At 64.9% G+C, this 15,047-nt stretch carries 18 protein-coding genes; 8 read left to right on the plus strand and 10 right to left on the minus strand.

All coding sequences use genetic code 11. The annotated features are described in order from the left end of the window. Nucleotides 1-95 precede the first annotated feature (95 nt). Nucleotides 96-290, plus strand: a complete 195-nt coding sequence (locus AC1DIM_RS01510; protein ID WP_477708715.1) for a hypothetical protein — start codon at nucleotides 96-98, stop codon at nucleotides 288-290. After that, on the plus strand, nucleotides 287-499 hold the full coding sequence (locus AC1DIM_RS01515; RefSeq protein WP_477708716.1) for a helix-hairpin-helix domain-containing protein: 213 nt from the start codon (nucleotides 287-289) through the stop codon (nucleotides 497-499). The genes AC1DIM_RS01510 and AC1DIM_RS01515 overlap by 4 nt, the downstream gene beginning before the upstream one ends. On the opposite strand, the gene AC1DIM_RS01520 is transcribed toward AC1DIM_RS01515, so the two are convergent. From AC1DIM_RS01520 to AC1DIM_RS01535, 4 genes are all read right to left on the minus strand, one after another. After that, nucleotides 483-2,159 carry an HNH endonuclease signature motif containing protein gene (locus AC1DIM_RS01520; protein WP_477708717.1) on the minus strand — a complete coding sequence of 559 codons (1,677 nt, stop codon included), beginning with the start codon at nucleotides 2,157-2,159 and terminating at the stop codon, nucleotides 483-485. The genes AC1DIM_RS01515 and AC1DIM_RS01520 overlap by 17 nt on opposite strands. An 84-nt stretch (nucleotides 2,160-2,243) precedes the next feature. Next, nucleotides 2,244-3,215, minus strand: coding sequence for an NAD(P)-dependent alcohol dehydrogenase (locus tag AC1DIM_RS01525; protein WP_477708718.1), 972 nt, complete (start codon nucleotides 3,213-3,215; stop codon nucleotides 2,244-2,246). After that, the gene (locus AC1DIM_RS01530) at nucleotides 3,212-3,445 is read right to left on the minus strand and encodes a helix-turn-helix transcriptional regulator (RefSeq protein ID WP_477708719.1); all 234 of its coding nucleotides are present in this window, start codon (nucleotides 3,443-3,445) and stop codon (nucleotides 3,212-3,214) included. The genes AC1DIM_RS01525 and AC1DIM_RS01530 overlap by 4 nt, the downstream gene beginning before the upstream one ends. Further along, on the minus strand, nucleotides 3,439-3,867 hold the full coding sequence (locus AC1DIM_RS01535) for a hypothetical protein (protein WP_477708720.1): 429 nt from the start codon (nucleotides 3,865-3,867) through the stop codon (nucleotides 3,439-3,441). The genes AC1DIM_RS01530 and AC1DIM_RS01535 overlap by 7 nt, the downstream gene beginning before the upstream one ends. 238 nt (nucleotides 3,868-4,105) lie before the next feature. Between AC1DIM_RS01535 and AC1DIM_RS01540 the strand changes: the two genes are divergently transcribed. Beyond that, nucleotides 4,106-5,614 carry an amino acid permease gene (locus AC1DIM_RS01540; RefSeq protein WP_477708721.1) on the plus strand — a complete coding sequence of 503 codons (1,509 nt, stop codon included), beginning with the start codon at nucleotides 4,106-4,108 and terminating at the stop codon, nucleotides 5,612-5,614. 145 nt (nucleotides 5,615-5,759) lie between these two features. On the opposite strand, the gene AC1DIM_RS01545 is transcribed toward AC1DIM_RS01540, so the two are convergent. Beyond that, entirely contained in the window at nucleotides 5,760-6,635 is an 876-nt protein-coding gene (locus tag AC1DIM_RS01545; protein ID WP_477708722.1) for an SDR family oxidoreductase, read from the minus strand. 122 nt (nucleotides 6,636-6,757) lie between these two features. Here AC1DIM_RS01545 and AC1DIM_RS01550 point away from each other — a divergent pair, with 122 nt between their 5' ends. Both AC1DIM_RS01550 and AC1DIM_RS01555 read left to right on the plus strand, forming a co-directional pair. Next, nucleotides 6,758-7,135, plus strand: coding sequence for a winged helix-turn-helix transcriptional regulator (locus tag AC1DIM_RS01550; protein ID WP_477708723.1), 378 nt, complete (start codon nucleotides 6,758-6,760; stop codon nucleotides 7,133-7,135). Between the two features lie 237 nt (nucleotides 7,136-7,372). Then, the gene (locus AC1DIM_RS01555; RefSeq protein ID WP_477708724.1) at nucleotides 7,373-7,636 is read left to right on the plus strand and encodes a hypothetical protein; all 264 of its coding nucleotides are present in this window, start codon (nucleotides 7,373-7,375) and stop codon (nucleotides 7,634-7,636) included. Nucleotides 7,637-7,721: 85 nt separating this feature from the next. On the opposite strand, the gene AC1DIM_RS01560 is transcribed toward AC1DIM_RS01555, so the two are convergent. Further along, complete coding sequence (locus AC1DIM_RS01560) at nucleotides 7,722-8,471, minus strand: 3-hydroxybutyrate dehydrogenase (RefSeq protein WP_477708725.1); 750 nt, start codon at nucleotides 8,469-8,471, stop codon at nucleotides 7,722-7,724. 58 nt (nucleotides 8,472-8,529) lie between these two features. Continuing rightward, the gene (locus AC1DIM_RS01565; RefSeq protein ID WP_477708726.1) at nucleotides 8,530-9,912 is read right to left on the minus strand and encodes an MFS transporter; all 1,383 of its coding nucleotides are present in this window, start codon (nucleotides 9,910-9,912) and stop codon (nucleotides 8,530-8,532) included. A gap of 129 nt (nucleotides 9,913-10,041) precedes the next feature. On the opposite strand from AC1DIM_RS01565, the gene AC1DIM_RS01570 reads away from it, so the two are divergent. Continuing rightward, nucleotides 10,042-10,959 (plus strand): LysR family transcriptional regulator, encoded by a 918-nt coding sequence (locus AC1DIM_RS01570; RefSeq protein WP_477708727.1) that lies wholly within the window; start codon nucleotides 10,042-10,044, stop codon nucleotides 10,957-10,959. 46 nt (nucleotides 10,960-11,005) lie between these two features. Here the strand turns inward: AC1DIM_RS01570 and AC1DIM_RS01575 are convergent, their stop codons facing one another. The 3 genes from AC1DIM_RS01575 to AC1DIM_RS01585 form a co-directional block, all read right to left on the minus strand. Then, entirely contained in the window at nucleotides 11,006-11,989 is a 984-nt protein-coding gene (locus AC1DIM_RS01575; RefSeq protein WP_477708728.1) for a spermidine synthase, read from the minus strand. 40 nt (nucleotides 11,990-12,029) lie between these two features. Then, on the minus strand, nucleotides 12,030-12,812 hold the full coding sequence (locus tag AC1DIM_RS01580; RefSeq protein WP_477708729.1) for a sigma-70 family RNA polymerase sigma factor: 783 nt from the start codon (nucleotides 12,810-12,812) through the stop codon (nucleotides 12,030-12,032). Between the two features lie 175 nt (nucleotides 12,813-12,987). Then, nucleotides 12,988-13,659, minus strand: coding sequence for a hypothetical protein (locus tag AC1DIM_RS01585; RefSeq protein WP_477708730.1), 672 nt, complete (start codon nucleotides 13,657-13,659; stop codon nucleotides 12,988-12,990). Nucleotides 13,660-13,857: 198 nt separating this feature from the next. On the opposite strand from AC1DIM_RS01585, the gene AC1DIM_RS01590 reads away from it, so the two are divergent. Next, the gene (locus AC1DIM_RS01590; protein ID WP_477708731.1) at nucleotides 13,858-14,874 is read left to right on the plus strand and encodes a hypothetical protein; all 1,017 of its coding nucleotides are present in this window, start codon (nucleotides 13,858-13,860) and stop codon (nucleotides 14,872-14,874) included. After that, a partial coding sequence (locus tag AC1DIM_RS01595; RefSeq protein WP_477708750.1) for a phage holin family protein occupies nucleotides 14,874-15,047 on the plus strand: 174 nt, incomplete at its 3' end. The genes AC1DIM_RS01590 and AC1DIM_RS01595, both read left to right, overlap by 1 nt.

Here is a 15,047-nt window from a genome sequence, read left to right on the forward strand (position 1 = left end):
GTATACCAGACTATGCGCTACTGGGCCTGACTAATCGGACTCGCTGGAATCCCAAGTCCAAGGAGGAGCTTGGAACAGTTCGGTAGAGTCCCGCTATGGACGAAAAAGACACGCTGCACCATTATCTGCGCGTCCGGCGGGACAACCTCCTCGGTCACGCGGACATCCTGCGCGAACTCATCGACGGCACCGCCGGCCAACGCGCAGCGGACCCCAACCTCACCGTGCGCAGCCCCGAAGAGTGGCGCGCGCACCGTGCCGCCATCGAAGCTGCGGCGAGGAAAGCATGAGCACCCACGACGTTCCCGCGCAGATCGGGGATCTGCCCCCGATTGGCAGGCCTGCCAACAGTGCCCTCCTCCGTGCGGGCATCACTTCCTTGGCCGAAGTGGCCAAGCTGGGCCGCAGGGAATTGCTTGCCATGCACGGCGTCGGCCCGAAGGCCCTGCGGATTCTCGAAGCGGCCACCACGGAGCGCAGTCTCACCTTCGCGCCCTGAGGTCGGGTCCCTGCCTATTGACTGAGCGCATCCCTGCCGTGAGGCGTGACACCCAGCCCGGGTGGGACTCGTCATCAACTGGGTCTTCGGGTGGGGCGCCTCCATCCTGGGCAGCGGCAGACCGTTGGTAGGCGTGCGTTTGATCTGCGCGTCCGTGGACTGTCGGTTCCGTGGCAGTCCACTCCTGGCTCGTCGCTTCCTTGAGTACCCGTCCGTGGTCTGCCGATTCCTGGTCTCTCCCGATACCCGCGGTGGATCCCGGCGGCTCTTTCAGTTGCTGCGGCCAGTGGGGTGGTTCCCAGTCGGGGTGTTCGCTGGTGTAGTGGCGGCCGGACGGTGAGATCCAGCCCGGTGGTTTGTCCTGGGTGGCTTCTGCGGGTGTCCAAGGCGTGGTGTGTTTGAGCCGGTGGTGCTTGCGGCATGGTTGGCCGAGGTTGGAGATTCCGGTGGTGCCGCCTTTGGCCCATGCAAGGACGTGGTCCGCTTCGTTGTCCAGGGACTGGTTGGAACAGCCGGGGAAGGGGCATTTGCCGCCCCGTAGGCGGAGCCATTGGCGCATGGCGGTGGGGATCCGGTAACTCGACCTCCCGATCTCCAGGGGTGCCCCGTCGCGGGGGTCGGTCAGGACGCGGTGGAAGGACTCCGCACCATCGGCAACGAGCGTACGGGCCATCGATGGCGGGATGGGACCGTACCCGTCCAACATGGCGGGCTCGTCGGTCAGGCCCATGAGTGCGAACACCGGCACGGTGATCAGGACCTGGGCTTTCGGGGACGGGACCAGGCCGGCTTGTCCGCCGAGGAGCCAGGCCGCTGCGGTGTCGGCGCGGAGTTGGGTGAGGGTCCTGGACTCGGTGGGGCCCTGCAGTGCCCGGGCCGCGGTGGTGGTCCGCTCCCAGATCCCGGCCGCCGTGTCCGCGGGCAGGTAGGCCGAAAGCCAGGCCATCCCGTCCCGGTCGGGTGAGTACTCCAGGCGCCGGTCCACGGCGGACCGGGTGTGGCGTTTTTCGATGCTGTCCGGGTGGTGCCGTTCGCGCCAGGTGCGGGCTTTGGCCCGGAACCGGGACGGGACCATTTCACCGGCCGGGCCCCGTGCCGGGATAGGCGCGTCCGGGTCCAGGAAGTGCGCTTCCAGGGCTGCCGCACCGGCGTGATCGAGGTTGAGGGTTTCATCGACCACGATCCGGGCATGCTGCCACGAAATGGTTCCTGCCGCCAGGGCGGCCAGGGTCAAGGGCAGCGTGGTGGTGAGCCGGTGCGCCTCTCCAAGCAGCGCGCTGCCGGTGCGTTCGCTGACGGTCAGGACGCAGGCGACCTCTGCCACGGTGCTCATCTCCTGGGCGGTCTGCTCCTGCGGAGAGGTGACGGGGCCCGCGATCACCTGGGCAGCTTGGTCATAGCCGTTGGCAGCATGGACCTTCACAGCAGCGATCATGGCTTCCATCCCTGCGCTCCCGGACAGGACCGCCAGGCATATCTCAGCCTGCCAACGCACCGGATCCACATCCGCCACCGAAGAGCCAGCCGCTGGCGGCCCATCAGCCGGGCCGGCTGTCTGGCAATATGCCGGATCCACGGCCGTCCCGCGGAGCACCCCGGCCATCTGCAAAGCAGAGGCCGCGATGACCTCCAGAACCTCTGCAACTGCCGTGTTGTCCATACCCATATCATCCTGCGAGGCGCTGACAATCACGGCGCACCAGATGGCCTATGTGGATAACTTCCGGCCAAACTGGCAGGGCCATTAGACCCGGACAACCACCTTGCCGCGCACGTGCCCCTCATGCAGATACGCGATGGCGGCCGGGGCTTCCGCGAGAGGGTAGACCTTCTCCACGGCGGGTTTCACTCGGCCAGCCTCGAACAGGGCCGTGAGCGCTTCGAGGTCCTCGTGGTTTTCCTTGGCGATCAGCCCCTTGAACTTCTGGCCGGAGAAGAGGGAGGCCAGCGGCGCAACCATGGAGCGCTCAAAGCCGCCGGTAATTTTCCCGCCGCCTTCGCCCCCGACGATCACCAGCGTCCCCTGCGGCGCGAGCGCGCGCCTCAGGACGGACAGCGGCCGGTTGCCTGCGGTATCGATCATGACGTCATACAGAAGACCGCCGCGGGCAAAATCGTCCCGTGTGTAATCCAGGACGTAATCAGCACCGAGCGACCGGACCAGGTCCATTTTGCCAGTGCTGCATACACCGGTGACCTCTGCGCCGAAGTACTTGGCGATCTGCACGGCGAACGATCCCACTCCCCCGCCCGCGCCAATGACCAGCACTTTCTGACCGGCGCTGACCTGCCCGGCGTCGCGCACGGCCTGAAGTGCCGTGACAGCGGAGATGGGAGCAGCCGCCGTTTCCTCGAACGTCAGGTTCGCAGGTTTAAGGGCCAGCAGCGTCTCCTTCGCGCAAACGTACTCGGCGAAGGACCCTTCGCAGGTACCAAACACTTCATCGCCCGGCTGGAAGCGGGTCACTCCCTCGCCAACGGACTCGACGACGCCCGCCACCTCCCTGCCGCGAACCGGCACCTTGGGCTTCTTGAGCCCGAAACCGAAGAGACGGACCAGATACGGCCGCCCGGTCATCAGGTGCCACACGCCCTGATCGACGCCGGCCGCCCTCACTTTGATGAGCACCTCGCCGCTGCCAGGGACCGGTTGGGGAATGTCCCGCAGCGCCAGCACGTCGGAATCTCCGTATATGTCCTGCACGATAGCTCTCATGATGCTTCTCCTTCATGGTGCGGGTACTGGAAAACGTCCTCGAGCTTCACGCTGAGGACATGGGCGATCTGGAAGGCCATTTCCAAGGACGGCGAATACCGGCCCTGTTCGATGGCAATGACGGTCTGGCGGGTGACACCCACCCGTTCGGCAAGTTCGGCCTGCGTCATCTCGGCGCGTTCGAACCGCAGGCGGCGGATCGAATTGGTGACGCGTGTTGGCTTCACCATGGCTGGAACCCCCGGCGGTATGCGACGATCTTGGCCACTGAACCCAGGATCGCGGATAGCACAAACGCCAGGTAGATAACGTTGGCGATCCAAAAGTGTTCCCATTCGGCCATCGCCATGAGCAGCGCGGCCACTCCCCCAACCACTAAAAAGGACTGGCCGATGTACTCACCGAACCGGTAGATCTCCCTGTCCCGCTGGTCCTTCTTTCCAGCGTCCCGGGGTGAGAACATGCCGATCAGCGTATGTAGCGCGATGGACGCCGCAATGGAAGCCCCGATAGTCCACAGGAGTGGCGCAACGTAGGGCACCTCAGCCAGGGCCGTAGTGCCGGCGAGGCCAAGAATGATCACCAGGTAGACGCCGTAGGACGAGACGGCCGCGGCCCCCAAGATCCAAGCACTTTTCTCTTCGAAGGACATTTCCGCTCCTGCCACGATCCAACCCAAAAGGTCCAGATGTAAAACAAAGCTGACATTTCTAATGTAAAGAAAGCGTTACATCGTGTCAATAGTTTTGGACACTGCGCATCAGCGGCTCCGAGCCAAACCCGCCCAGTCTGAGATCGAAGACACCAAGCGCCCGTGAGGCTCATCACGTCGGGCTCGAAAATGGTCTGCTGGTTACCGATCCCCTCCCCAATGACGAGAAGGTATTTGTATGCAGCAAGCACCAAGCGCCGCCAGCCAGGAAACCAGCCACAGTGCGCACCCAGCCGAAAAGAGCGCGCCGGACACCGCCGTCGGACGCGTCCTGGGCGGTACCCTGAGCCGCGGACTGAACGTCCGGCACATCCGTTTTATGGCACTCGGCTCGGCCATCGGCACAGGACTGTTCTACGGCTCCGCCTCCGCAATCCAGAAGGCAGGCCCGGCGGTCCTGCTCGCGTACATCATCGGCGGCGCAGCGGTATTCATGGTGATGCGGGCGCTCGGTGAGATGGCCGTGCGCCACCCCGTTTCCGGGTCCTTCGGCCAGTACGCCAGCCGCTATCTCGGGCCGCTGGCCGGATTCGTGACCGGCTGGACATACGTCTTTGAGATGGCGATCGTGGCGATAGCCGACGTGACAGCCTTCAGTATCTATATGGGCTTCTGGTTCCCCGATGTGGACCGCTGGATCTGGGTCCTGGCCATTATCTTCTTCCTGGCTGCCCTGAACCTGCTCAGCGTAAAAGTGTTCGGGGAACTGGAGTTCTGGTTCTCGCTGATCAAGGTCGTAGCCATCATCGCCATGATTGCCGGCGGTGCGGCGATTATCGCCTTCGGTTTCGAGGCCGGCGGTTCGAGCGTGGCGCCGGGACTGGGCAACCTCGTGGAACACGGCGGGATGTTCCCCCATGGCTTTGAAGGGCTCCTGGCCTCGTTCGCCGTGGTGATGTTCGCCTTCGGCGGCATCGAGACCCTCGGCATCACAGCAGGCGAGGCCGCGGATCCCAAGAAAGTCATCCCCAAGGCAGTCAATACCGTGCCCGTCCGCGTCCTGCTGTTCTACGTCCTGACGCTCGGCATTTTGATGAGCCTCTTCCCATGGAACGAGATCGGCACCAGCGGCAGCCCCTTCGTGCAGATCTTCAGCGGCCTGGGCATCCCGGCAGCGCCACACATCCTCAACGCCGTGGTGATCACCGCAGCCCTTTCCGCCATCAACAGCGACATCTTCGGTGCCGGCCGCATCCTCTTCGGGCTGTCCGGCCAGGGCCACGCGCCAGCTGTCTTCGGCAAGGTTTCACGCCATGGCGTGCCGTGGATGACGGTAGTCATGATGGCCGGCATCCTGCTGGTGGGAGTGGTGCTGAACGCCGTGATTCCCGAGGACGTGTTTATCGTGATCGCCTCAATTGCCACATTCGCCACCGTCTGGGTGTGGGTCATGATCCTCGCCTCGCACGTGGCCATGAAGCGGGAGATCGCCCGGAAGGGCCTGCCGGCGTCGGATTTCCCGTCGCCCTGGTGGCCCGCGGCGTCCATCATCACCATCGCATTCATGGCGCTGGTCATCGGCATCCTGGGCGCCTTCGAGGACACCCGCGTGGCGCTTTACGTCGGCGCCGTGTGGCTGGGGCTGCTGGTTCTCGCCTACCGCCTTTGGGTCAAGGGGAACGGACGACGCCGGGCCGAACTGGTGGATGAGACCTCACCGCTGCCGGTGGTCACCGCAGCCCGCTAGGCAAACGGCTCACGGCTCACGGATCCGAACAACCACCCGACGCTCTCGCACTTAATGCGGGTTAAAACCGAACGCTCTATCACTCTCTTGAGGAGAGTGATAGAGCGTTCGTGGATGTGCCGCATCTAGTGAGAGAGCGTTGGCGTTACGCTGCCGCCGAGGCGGCGGCGAGGGCCGATCGGACGGCTGCCGGCATCGGGGTGCTGGGCCGGCCGATCAGCTGGCGGAGGTCCGAGCCGCTGACAAGGAGGTCGCCCCGGGCGATGCCGAGGTCCGAGTCAGCCAGGATGTCAGCGAAGGCCTGCGGAACACCAAAGCCGGCCAAAAGACCTGCGTAGTCGCTGGCCGGAAGATCCTGATATTCCACAGTTTTGTTGGCTGCCGAGCTGATTTCACGGGCAAGTTCCGTGAGCGTGAAGGCCTGGTCACCGCCGAGCTCGTAGACCTTGCCGGCCTGGTTTTCGGCAACGAGTACGGCCGCGGCAGCCTCGGCGTAGTCCTGGCGGGAGGCTGCGCTGACCTTTCCTTCGCCGGCGCTGCCGGCGAGGGCGCCCTGAGCGAGCGTTTCCTGCAGCTGTTCGGTGTAGTTTTCGAGGTACCAGCCGTTGCGGAGGAGGGCGAACGGAACTCCGGAGCCCTTGAGGAGGTCCTCGGTGGCCTGGTGCTCAGCGGCCAGCTTCATCCCGGTGGTATCGGCGTTGGCGATGCTCGTGTAGGCGATGAGCTCCACACCCTCGGCCTTGGCGGCCTCGATGACGGTGCGGTGCTGCTCAACCCGCTTGCCCACCTCGCTGCCGGAAATCAGAAGGACTTTGGTGGCGCCTTCGAGCGCCTTGGCCACCGAAGCGGCGTCCGTGTAGTCCATCGCCCTGAGCTGTACACCTCGCGCTGCAAAGTCGGCCAGCTTCCCGGTGGAGCGGCCAGCGGCCACGATCTGCGCAGCCGGGACGTTGCGCTCCAAGAGGGCTTCGACGACGTGGCGGCCAAGCTGTCCGGTTGCTCCGGTAATAACGATGCTCATGGGTGGTTCCTTTCACCATCTGCAAGGGGGTCACCGTGCACAACCAGCTTTTTCGCCAAATACTTCCCACCAGAGGGTACGCACTTTTAAGTAAGGTACTCACCTTTTGGTAAGTTAGGTGCATGAAAGCGCAGACATTTCCGGTCCACCTGCCCGCAGGCTTTGCCGACGGCGTGTTCCCGGCAGGGTGCCCCAGCCGGACGGTACTCGACCACATCACCAGTAAATGGGGAGTTCTTATTCTGGTATCGCTCTCCGAAGGTGAACAGCGCTGGAGCGAACTGCGGCGCCGGGCCGAAGGCATCAGCGAGAAGATGCTGGCGCAGACCCTGAAAACACTTGAGACTGACGGTCTGGTGCTGCGCAATGCCCAACCTGTCATTCCGCCCCGCGTGGACTACAGCCTCACGGAACGCGGCTACGAACTGACGGCCCTGCTCGTTCCCCTCGTGGCCTGGGCCTATGTCAATGCCGAGGAAATCCTGAAGACGCGGCGCTGAGGAAGCCCGGCCGCCCTCGGGCTCCACGGCCCCGGCGGACCGCATCAAGGCCCTGCAAATTACCTAGGTACCAGCCCTTCAAATATTCGAGTACATGTTACTGGTGTGACTGGTGTGAATAGCGCTTAGCGTTCTTCTAAGGTGCCAGCCAGGAATTGGAGGACCATCCTCTGCTGGGAGCTTTCCGGCTACCGCACCGCAGCAGGCGGCTCCACGCCGCTTCAAGGAGTGGTTCGCATGGTGAAAGCACATGTTCAGGACATGGCCAGTATGGGCAGGCCCGTCAAACTTTCCACGCTCATCGCCCGCGCCTGGAGCCGGGCGCTCACGGCTTTCGGCCCGAGGTCCCCCTATCGGGTGGGCGATGCCGTGGTGGGCGACGATCCGTTCAACGGCCGTCGGGAAGGCATCGTTATGTCCCAATGCGGACCGTCGGTGGAGCTCGGCGCCGCGGCGGGAGTGTTCTACTACGACCACCGCCACCTGAGGCCGCAGGATTAGCTGCCTCAGGTGGCGGTGGTTGCAGTGGACCCACCTCAGCGGGGTGGACCAAAGCAAGCGGGCCGGACTGCAGGAACGGGACTTGTCAGCGGGCCGACCAGCCGCCGTCCATCGTGTAGCTGGCGCCTGTTACCATGGCAGCGTGATCGGACGCCAGCCAGGCCACGAGGGCCGCCACCTCGGCCGGTTCCACCAGTCGCTTGATGGCGGACTCGGTGAGCATGATCTTGGCCAGCACCTCGGATTCAGGGATCCCGTGCACCTTGGCCTGGTCAGTGATCTGCTTCTCCACCAGCGGGGTCCGGACATAGCCAGGGTTCACGCAATTGGAGGTGACTCCGTGCTCCCCGCCCTCAAGCGCCGTCACCTTGCTCAGCCCTTCCAGGCCGTGCTTGGCGGATACGTACGCACTCTTGAACGGGGAAGCCCGGATTCCGTGCACCGAGGACAGGTTGATGATGCGCCCGAACCCATTGGCGTACATGTGCGGCAGGGCAGCCCGGATCAGCAGGAACGGCGCCTCCAGCATGAGGGCGATGATCCGGCGGAATTCCACGGGGTCAAACTCCTCGATGGGACTGATCCGCTGGATCCCTGCGTTGTTCACCAGGATGTCGCAGTCCAGGCTCAGGGTGCCGAGCTTTTCCACGTCCAGCAGATCAACGGCCCAGGAGGTGCCGCCCACTTCGTCGGCGAGTGCCGCAGCGCCGGCGGCATCGACGTCGGCAACCACCACCTTCGCCCCGCGGGCAGCGAGCTCCCTGACACACGCGGCACCGATCCCGCTGGCGCCGCCCGTGACAACTGCCTTGCGGCCGTTCAGTGTGTTTTCCATTCCGGTTCCCATCGTGTGCATTTGAATCAGGCGTCGCGGTGAGGGCTGCTCAAGCAGCTCAGCGTGAGCTGCTTGGGAGCAGTCCCTCTCGGGCGGCGTCGGCCTTGTCCACATCCTCCAGCGCGATGCCCTTGGTCTCTTTCAGGCTCAGCACCGCCACCGTGGTGATGGCGCAGGCCACCACCAGGTAGATGGCCGTGGGGACCCAGGAGCCGGTGTCCTTGAGCCACTGGGTGGCCAGGAGCGGAGCCAGGGAACCGGCGAAGATGGACGTGACCTGCGAGCCCAGCGAAACGCCGGAGTAGCGCATCCGGGTGGGGAAGAGCTCAGCCATGATGGCGGGCTGGCCGGCATACATAAAGGCATGCAGGCAGAGGCCGATGGTCACGGCGAGGACAATCACCACGGCGTTGCGGGTGTCGAACATCGGGAAGGCGAAGAACGGCCAGGCCGCACCGGTGATCGCGCCGATGAGGTAGACGGGCTTGCGTCCCACGGCGTCCGCGAGCCGGCCAATCTGCGGGATGATCAGGAAGTGGATCACATGGGCGATCAGCAGTGCGAGCAGGAGCGAGGAGGTGTCGTACTTGTGCACGCTCTTGAGGTAGACGATTGCGAAGCTGACCACCAGGTAGTACATGATGTTCTCCGCGAAGCGAAGTCCCATGGCCTGCAGGATGCCCTTGGGGTATTTGCGCACCACCTCGAAAACGCCATAGCTAACAGCCTGCTCCTTCTCCACGAGGGCCTTGGCTTCGAGGAAAATGGGGGCTTCGGTGACGTGGGTACGGATGTAATAGCCAACGAACACGATCACTGCGGAGAGCCAGAAGGCCACGCGCCAACCCCAGCCGAGGAACGCCTCCGGGCTCAGCGTGGTTGACATGATGAACAGCACCAGCGTTGCGAGCAGGTTACCGACTGGAACTGCGGCCTGGGGCCAGCTGGACCAGAAGGCGCGCTTGTTGTTGGGGCTGTGTTCTGCCACGAGCAGCACGGCGCCGCCCCATTCACCGCCGAGCGCGAAGCCCTGGATGAAGCGCAGGGCTACCAGCAGGGCCGGTGCCGCGTAACCAATGTCGGCGAAGCCGGGGAGGCAGCCCATCAGGAACGTGGCGACGCCAACGATCACGATGGTCAGCTGCAGGGTGGGTTTGCGACCGAGCTTGTCGCCGATCTGGCCAAACACGATGCCACCCAGCGGACGGGCCACAAACCCCACAGCGTACGTGATGAACGCCTGGATGATGCCGTCCAGTTCGTTGCCGGTGGGTGGGAAGAAGTACTTCCCGAAGACGAGGGTTGCCGCGGTGGCGTAGAGGAAGAATTCGTACCATTCCACCACCGTGCCCACCATCGAGGCGGCCACGATTTTCTTGAGGCCGGATCCCTTGGGTGCGGGTCCGGCGGCATTGTCTGCCGAGCGCTGCTCTACGCTCATGAGTTTCTCCTTAGTGTCCACTTTGACACGCGCTGTGATCCACAGCACTAATGGCTCCATCGAGTATTACTGCACAAACTTGCGCATTCAATGGCCAATGCAGCACCGACTATGTGCACAATTGCAGATATGAACGCCAACCCCGATGACCTACTGGTCCTGCTCGCGGTGTCCCGCTCAGCCAAATTTACGACGGCGGCGCAGGCTTTGGGCCTGAACCACACCACCGTCTCCCGCCGGATAGCCGCGCTGGAAAAAGCATTGGGCGGCCGGGTCCTGGCCAGGGCCGCGGGCGGCTGGGAACTGACGGAGCTGGGCACGGAAGCGGTGCACGTCGCCGAACAGGTAGAAGCGGCGGTGAGCGCACTGGGCCCGGCGGGCAAGGCACCCGACCCGGTTGCCGGCGTCGTACGCATGACGGCCACTGACGGTTTCAGCGCGTACATCGCGGCACCTGCCGTGGCCCGGCTGCGCCGGGACCATCCGGGTCTCGCCGTGGAGGTGGTGACCATGACCCGCCGGGCGCTGCAGCAGCGCTCCGGCCTGGACATCGAGGTAGTGGTGGGCGAACCGCAGGTCCACCGGGCCGAGGCCGTCCGGCTGGGCGAATACATGCTGGGAATGTATGCCTCACGCGGCTACCTGGCTGAGCATGGGACCCCTTCAAGCGTGGCCGAGTTGACGGAGCATCCGCTCGTCTATTTTGTGGATTCAATGCTTCAGGTGGATGACCTCGATGCGCCCCGCCGGCTGGTTCCGGCCATGCGCGACGGCCTGACGTCAACCAACGTTTTTGTCCATGTGGAAGCCACGCGCGCCGGGGCCGGTATCGGATTCCTGCCCTGCTTTATGGGCGACCTGCATAACGACCTGGTCCGGCTGCTCCCCGACGATTTCGCGGAGCTGCTCCCCTACTGGATGGTGCTGCGGCCGGACTCCATGCGCCGACCGGCGGTGGCCGCCGTCGTCCAGGCACTGCGGGACCAGACTGCCGCGCACCGCGAGTTCCTGCTGGGCAGGGGAAAGCCGCCATCGGTTGCTCCGTAACGGCCCTTTTCACGCCCCAAAAGGGCGAGGGCCCACGCCGGCAGGGTTACCTGGCCGAGCTTGTGAGGCCAGGGGGCCGGTGGGGATCAATCGATGGGGCGGGCGGGTCGTGGCGCACCGGGGAACCGGCGGCGAAGGCGCGGACCTGGGCATCGTCCCAAATATGGGCCGGGACCGCGCCGCCCAGGAGCCTGCGGGCAAGCTGCGGATCGCCGTCCAGCGGTGTGTCGCTGCCGGCCATCACCATGTTGCCGTAGCGGCGGCCCTTGAGCATCGCGGGATCGGCGATGATGAGGGTGTGCTCGAACGCGGCGGCGATGGTGGCGGCGTCCTCACGGGCGTTTTTCAGGTCCGGGGCGTCGCCGGAGTTCACCACATAGATGCCGCCCGGCGCGAGCACGCGTTTGATGTGCTCGATGAACTCGGCCGTGGTGAGCGGCCGCGGTGTCAACGATCCGGCAAAGACGTCGCGGATGATGAAATCGCGGGTGTCCGCCGTAAGTGTCTCGGTGACTTCGCGGGCCTCCCCCACCCTGAGCCGGAGCAGCGGCGCCTTGGGGAGGTCGAACCAGCCACGGACGTACTCGGCCAGCTTTCCATCGAGCTCGACCACCACCTGCCGGGCGTCCGGGTACGCGGTGTGGAAATACCGCGCCAGGGAACAGGCGCCCCCGCCCAAGTGCAGTCCGCGCAGTTTTGCCGGCACTTCCGTCCCGGGCCCGCCGTTTGCCTTGGACCCGCCTGCCTTCGTCGGCCAGCGGGATTCAATGAGCGCGGCCATCCAGCGCATGTACTCGAAGTCGAGGAACAGCGGATCGGCAAGGTCGATGTGCGAGCTCATCACACCATTGATCTTCAGGAGCCAGCCGTTGGAGTTGTCCTGGTCGGCGATGAGCTCACAGTCGCCGGTGTCGATGTAGTAGACACCCTCGACGGGGCCGTCCGGGCGGGTGCCCTTGGGCACTTCGACGACGCCCGCGGTCGAACGCTGGCTGCTGTTCCTCCCGCCTGGCTTACCGCGCTTTGCCATTATCCGTGTGCCGCTTCAGTCATGCTTCAACCCTAGTTGTTCACCCCAAATCTCTGGCCGGTGAGCAACTGTCCGAGAGCCGCCGCTGCAGGCCCATCAGCACGCGGGCCAGACGGCGCGATACCTGCATCTGGGTCATGCCGAGCTTTTTGCCAAGCTGCACCTGCGTTTCCTCGCAAAAGTACCGGCGGTACAGGAGCTCCCGGTCTGCTGGACCAAGCTCCTGCAGGGCACCGCGCAGGCAGGAGAGCTCCTCCAGCCGTTCAAGGGCAACGTCTGAACCAGCCAGAACCTCCGACGTCGGCAACGCACCATGCTGGGGCGGAACAGCGTCGAGGGAGTCAGGATGGAGGCTGCTGGACGCGTTGATAGCCTCCCGCACTTCACCGGCCTTCACTTCCAGATGCAGGGCAAGTTCGGAGACAGTGGGATTTCGCTTGAGGACCTGGGCCAGCTCCGGCTCGGCGCGGTAAAGCCTCGAGCGCAGGTCCTGGATGTGCCGCGGCGGCCGGACCATCCAGCTGCGGTCCCGCAGGTACCTTTTCAGTTCGCCGGTGATGGTGGGGGCAGCGTAAGCGGGAAAACTTTCACCTTCGCTCCGATCGAAGCCCTTCGCCGCCTTTACGAGGCCAAGGTAGGCCACTTGGTTGAGGTCCGCGCGTTCGCGGCCGCGGGCTTCGAACCGTGCAGCGAGTGCCTCAGCAAGATCCAGATAGTCCAGGACCAGCCCGTTCTCAAACGCTTCCCGGGGCCTGTCCCCCTCGGCAGATGGCAGTCGGGATGCAGCGGTACCTCGGGCAATCTCGGCGAGTAGTTCGGGCATTCTCAGCGCCTCCGGGTGTTGGTCCGAAAGCCTGTGGCAAGACTTAGCAGTAGGAAACCATAAGCCTCCCGATAAAACAAATGTCCCCAGGCGTGGGGCCCGGCGGGCGGCTGGCCGGCGAGCCCGCCAGCCGCCCCGCGGGGAACCGGAAAATGGTCCCGGCTAATTCAGGAGCTTAGATTCCGGAGCGCGGCGTGTCGCCATCGGTACGCTCGCGGGGCCGCCGAAGCTCCTCAGCCTGGACGCGTTCGTCGCCTTCGGCCCGGCGGGCGTCGCCTTCGGCCCGGCGGGCGTCGGCTGCGGGGTCTTCGGCGTGCGGTTCAGCTGGTGCAGTACCGCTGCCGGCGCCCTCGGGCTCTTCCATGCGGGCATCGGCGCTTGAACCCCGGACCACGTTCCGGTCCCGGCCAAAGCCTGCGTCCTGGCCCACGCGCGCATCGGCATCCAAACGGGCATCGGCGTGCGCATCCGGACCCACACCCCGGCCCGTGTCGTCATTCTCGCGAACATCCGGGTCAATTGCGTTGGCCTTTTCGGTATGCCTGGCCACCTCCTCACGGAGGGATCGTGCATCACCGGATTTCTGCTCGGCTTCCTCTTTCAGCCGCGCGGCGTCAACCTGGGCCTGCTCCGCGTCAGCGCGGGCACGGCTCGCCCGCGCCTCCTTCTCACGCGCGTCGAGCTCCACCGCCTCCGCCTTCCGGCGCATTTCGGCGGCTTTTTCGCGGTTCGCCTCGTCCCGCTTCTGCTCCATTGCCCGACGTCGACGGCCTGTCACCAGGAACACGACGAGAAGTACCACCACAACAATGCCAACAACAACCCAAATCCAAGGTGCAATGTCCAAGCTACCCACCACTTTCCATTTGCTTCGACCGGGCCCGCACTGCCGGAATGGCCGGCGCTTCGGACCCGCTGACGGTTACCCGTTTGAAAATAATTAGCAAGGGTACTTATGTTCCATTAGTAACCATGCTTACTATTTTACGGCCAGCATGGCTGTTCTTGATCAGCAACCGGCCTTCTTTGGAAAGAGAGAGCGAAGATGACAGAGAACCAACGACCCGAGGACCAGGCATATACGGTTCCTCCGGGCCTTTCCGGCTCCACAGAAGAATCCAGCTTCACTGCAGAACGCAGCGCCAGCACCTTCCCCTCGGCCGCCACAACGGGCGCATTTTCGACACCGCCCACAGCACCGCCTGCCACCACCCCGCAGACGGGCGATGGCCTCGGCGGGTCACGCACCGACGCTGTCAGGGACGAGGCGGCAGACGTCGCCCGGACAGCGGCTGACTCGGCCCACAGCGTGGCCGAAACCGCCAAGACGGAAGCGGCCAATGTTGCCTCCGAGGCGAAGGCTAACGCGAAGGACCTTTTTTACCAGGCTCGCAGCGACCTCACTGACCAGGCCGGCGCGCAGCAGCAGAAGGTAGCCAATGGCCTGCGCTCAGTTTCGGACGAACTGCACGCCATGGCGCGGGCCTCGGACCAGCCCGGGGTGGCCTCGGACCTCGTGCGCCAGGCTGCAGAGCGTTCCTCCTCAGTTGCCGCTTGGCTTGACGGCCGGGATCCCGGATCCCTGCTGAACGAAGTCAAGGGCTTCGCGCGGCAGCGCCCCGGAACGTTCCTGCTTCTGGCCGCCGGCGCCGGAGTCCTCGCCGGACGGCTCACCCGCAGCCTGAGTGCAGGTGCGCCGGAGTCCGCAACGGGCAGGTCCGGCGGTCAATACGGCGCGGCCGGGCAAGCGGCCGGTCAATACGGCGCCGGCCCGGGCGGCTACACGCCGTCGGCTGGCGGCACAGTCCCGCCGCCGCCGGTCGGACTGCCCGGCCCTGCCGTCACAACGGCGGGGTTCGACGGCGGTGCACCGGGAAGCAGCTACGGTGACCTGCCGCGTCCCGCCAGTCCCTTGGACAGCCCGCGGCTTGCGGAGGAGCCATGGCCGGGCAGCCCGGTCGCGGACGACCCCCTGGGCGACCGGGCATTCGCCGATGATCCACTCGCCACCGACTCCCTGACCCGGGACCGCTCCGCGGACGGCCAGACTGGCAGGCTGTGATGAGTAGCCAGTTTCCGGAGCCTCCCGCGTCGGCGGCGCACGTGAAGGCCGATAACACCTCGTTGGGTGAGCTGCTCGGTGAAGTCACCCGCGACCTGTCCACCCTGATGCGCCAGGAAGTCGACCTCGCCAAGGCCGAACTCAAAGACTCAGCCGGCAAGGCAGGCAAGGGC

It is taken from the genome of Pseudarthrobacter sp. 01T43 (genome assembly GCF_056398665.1).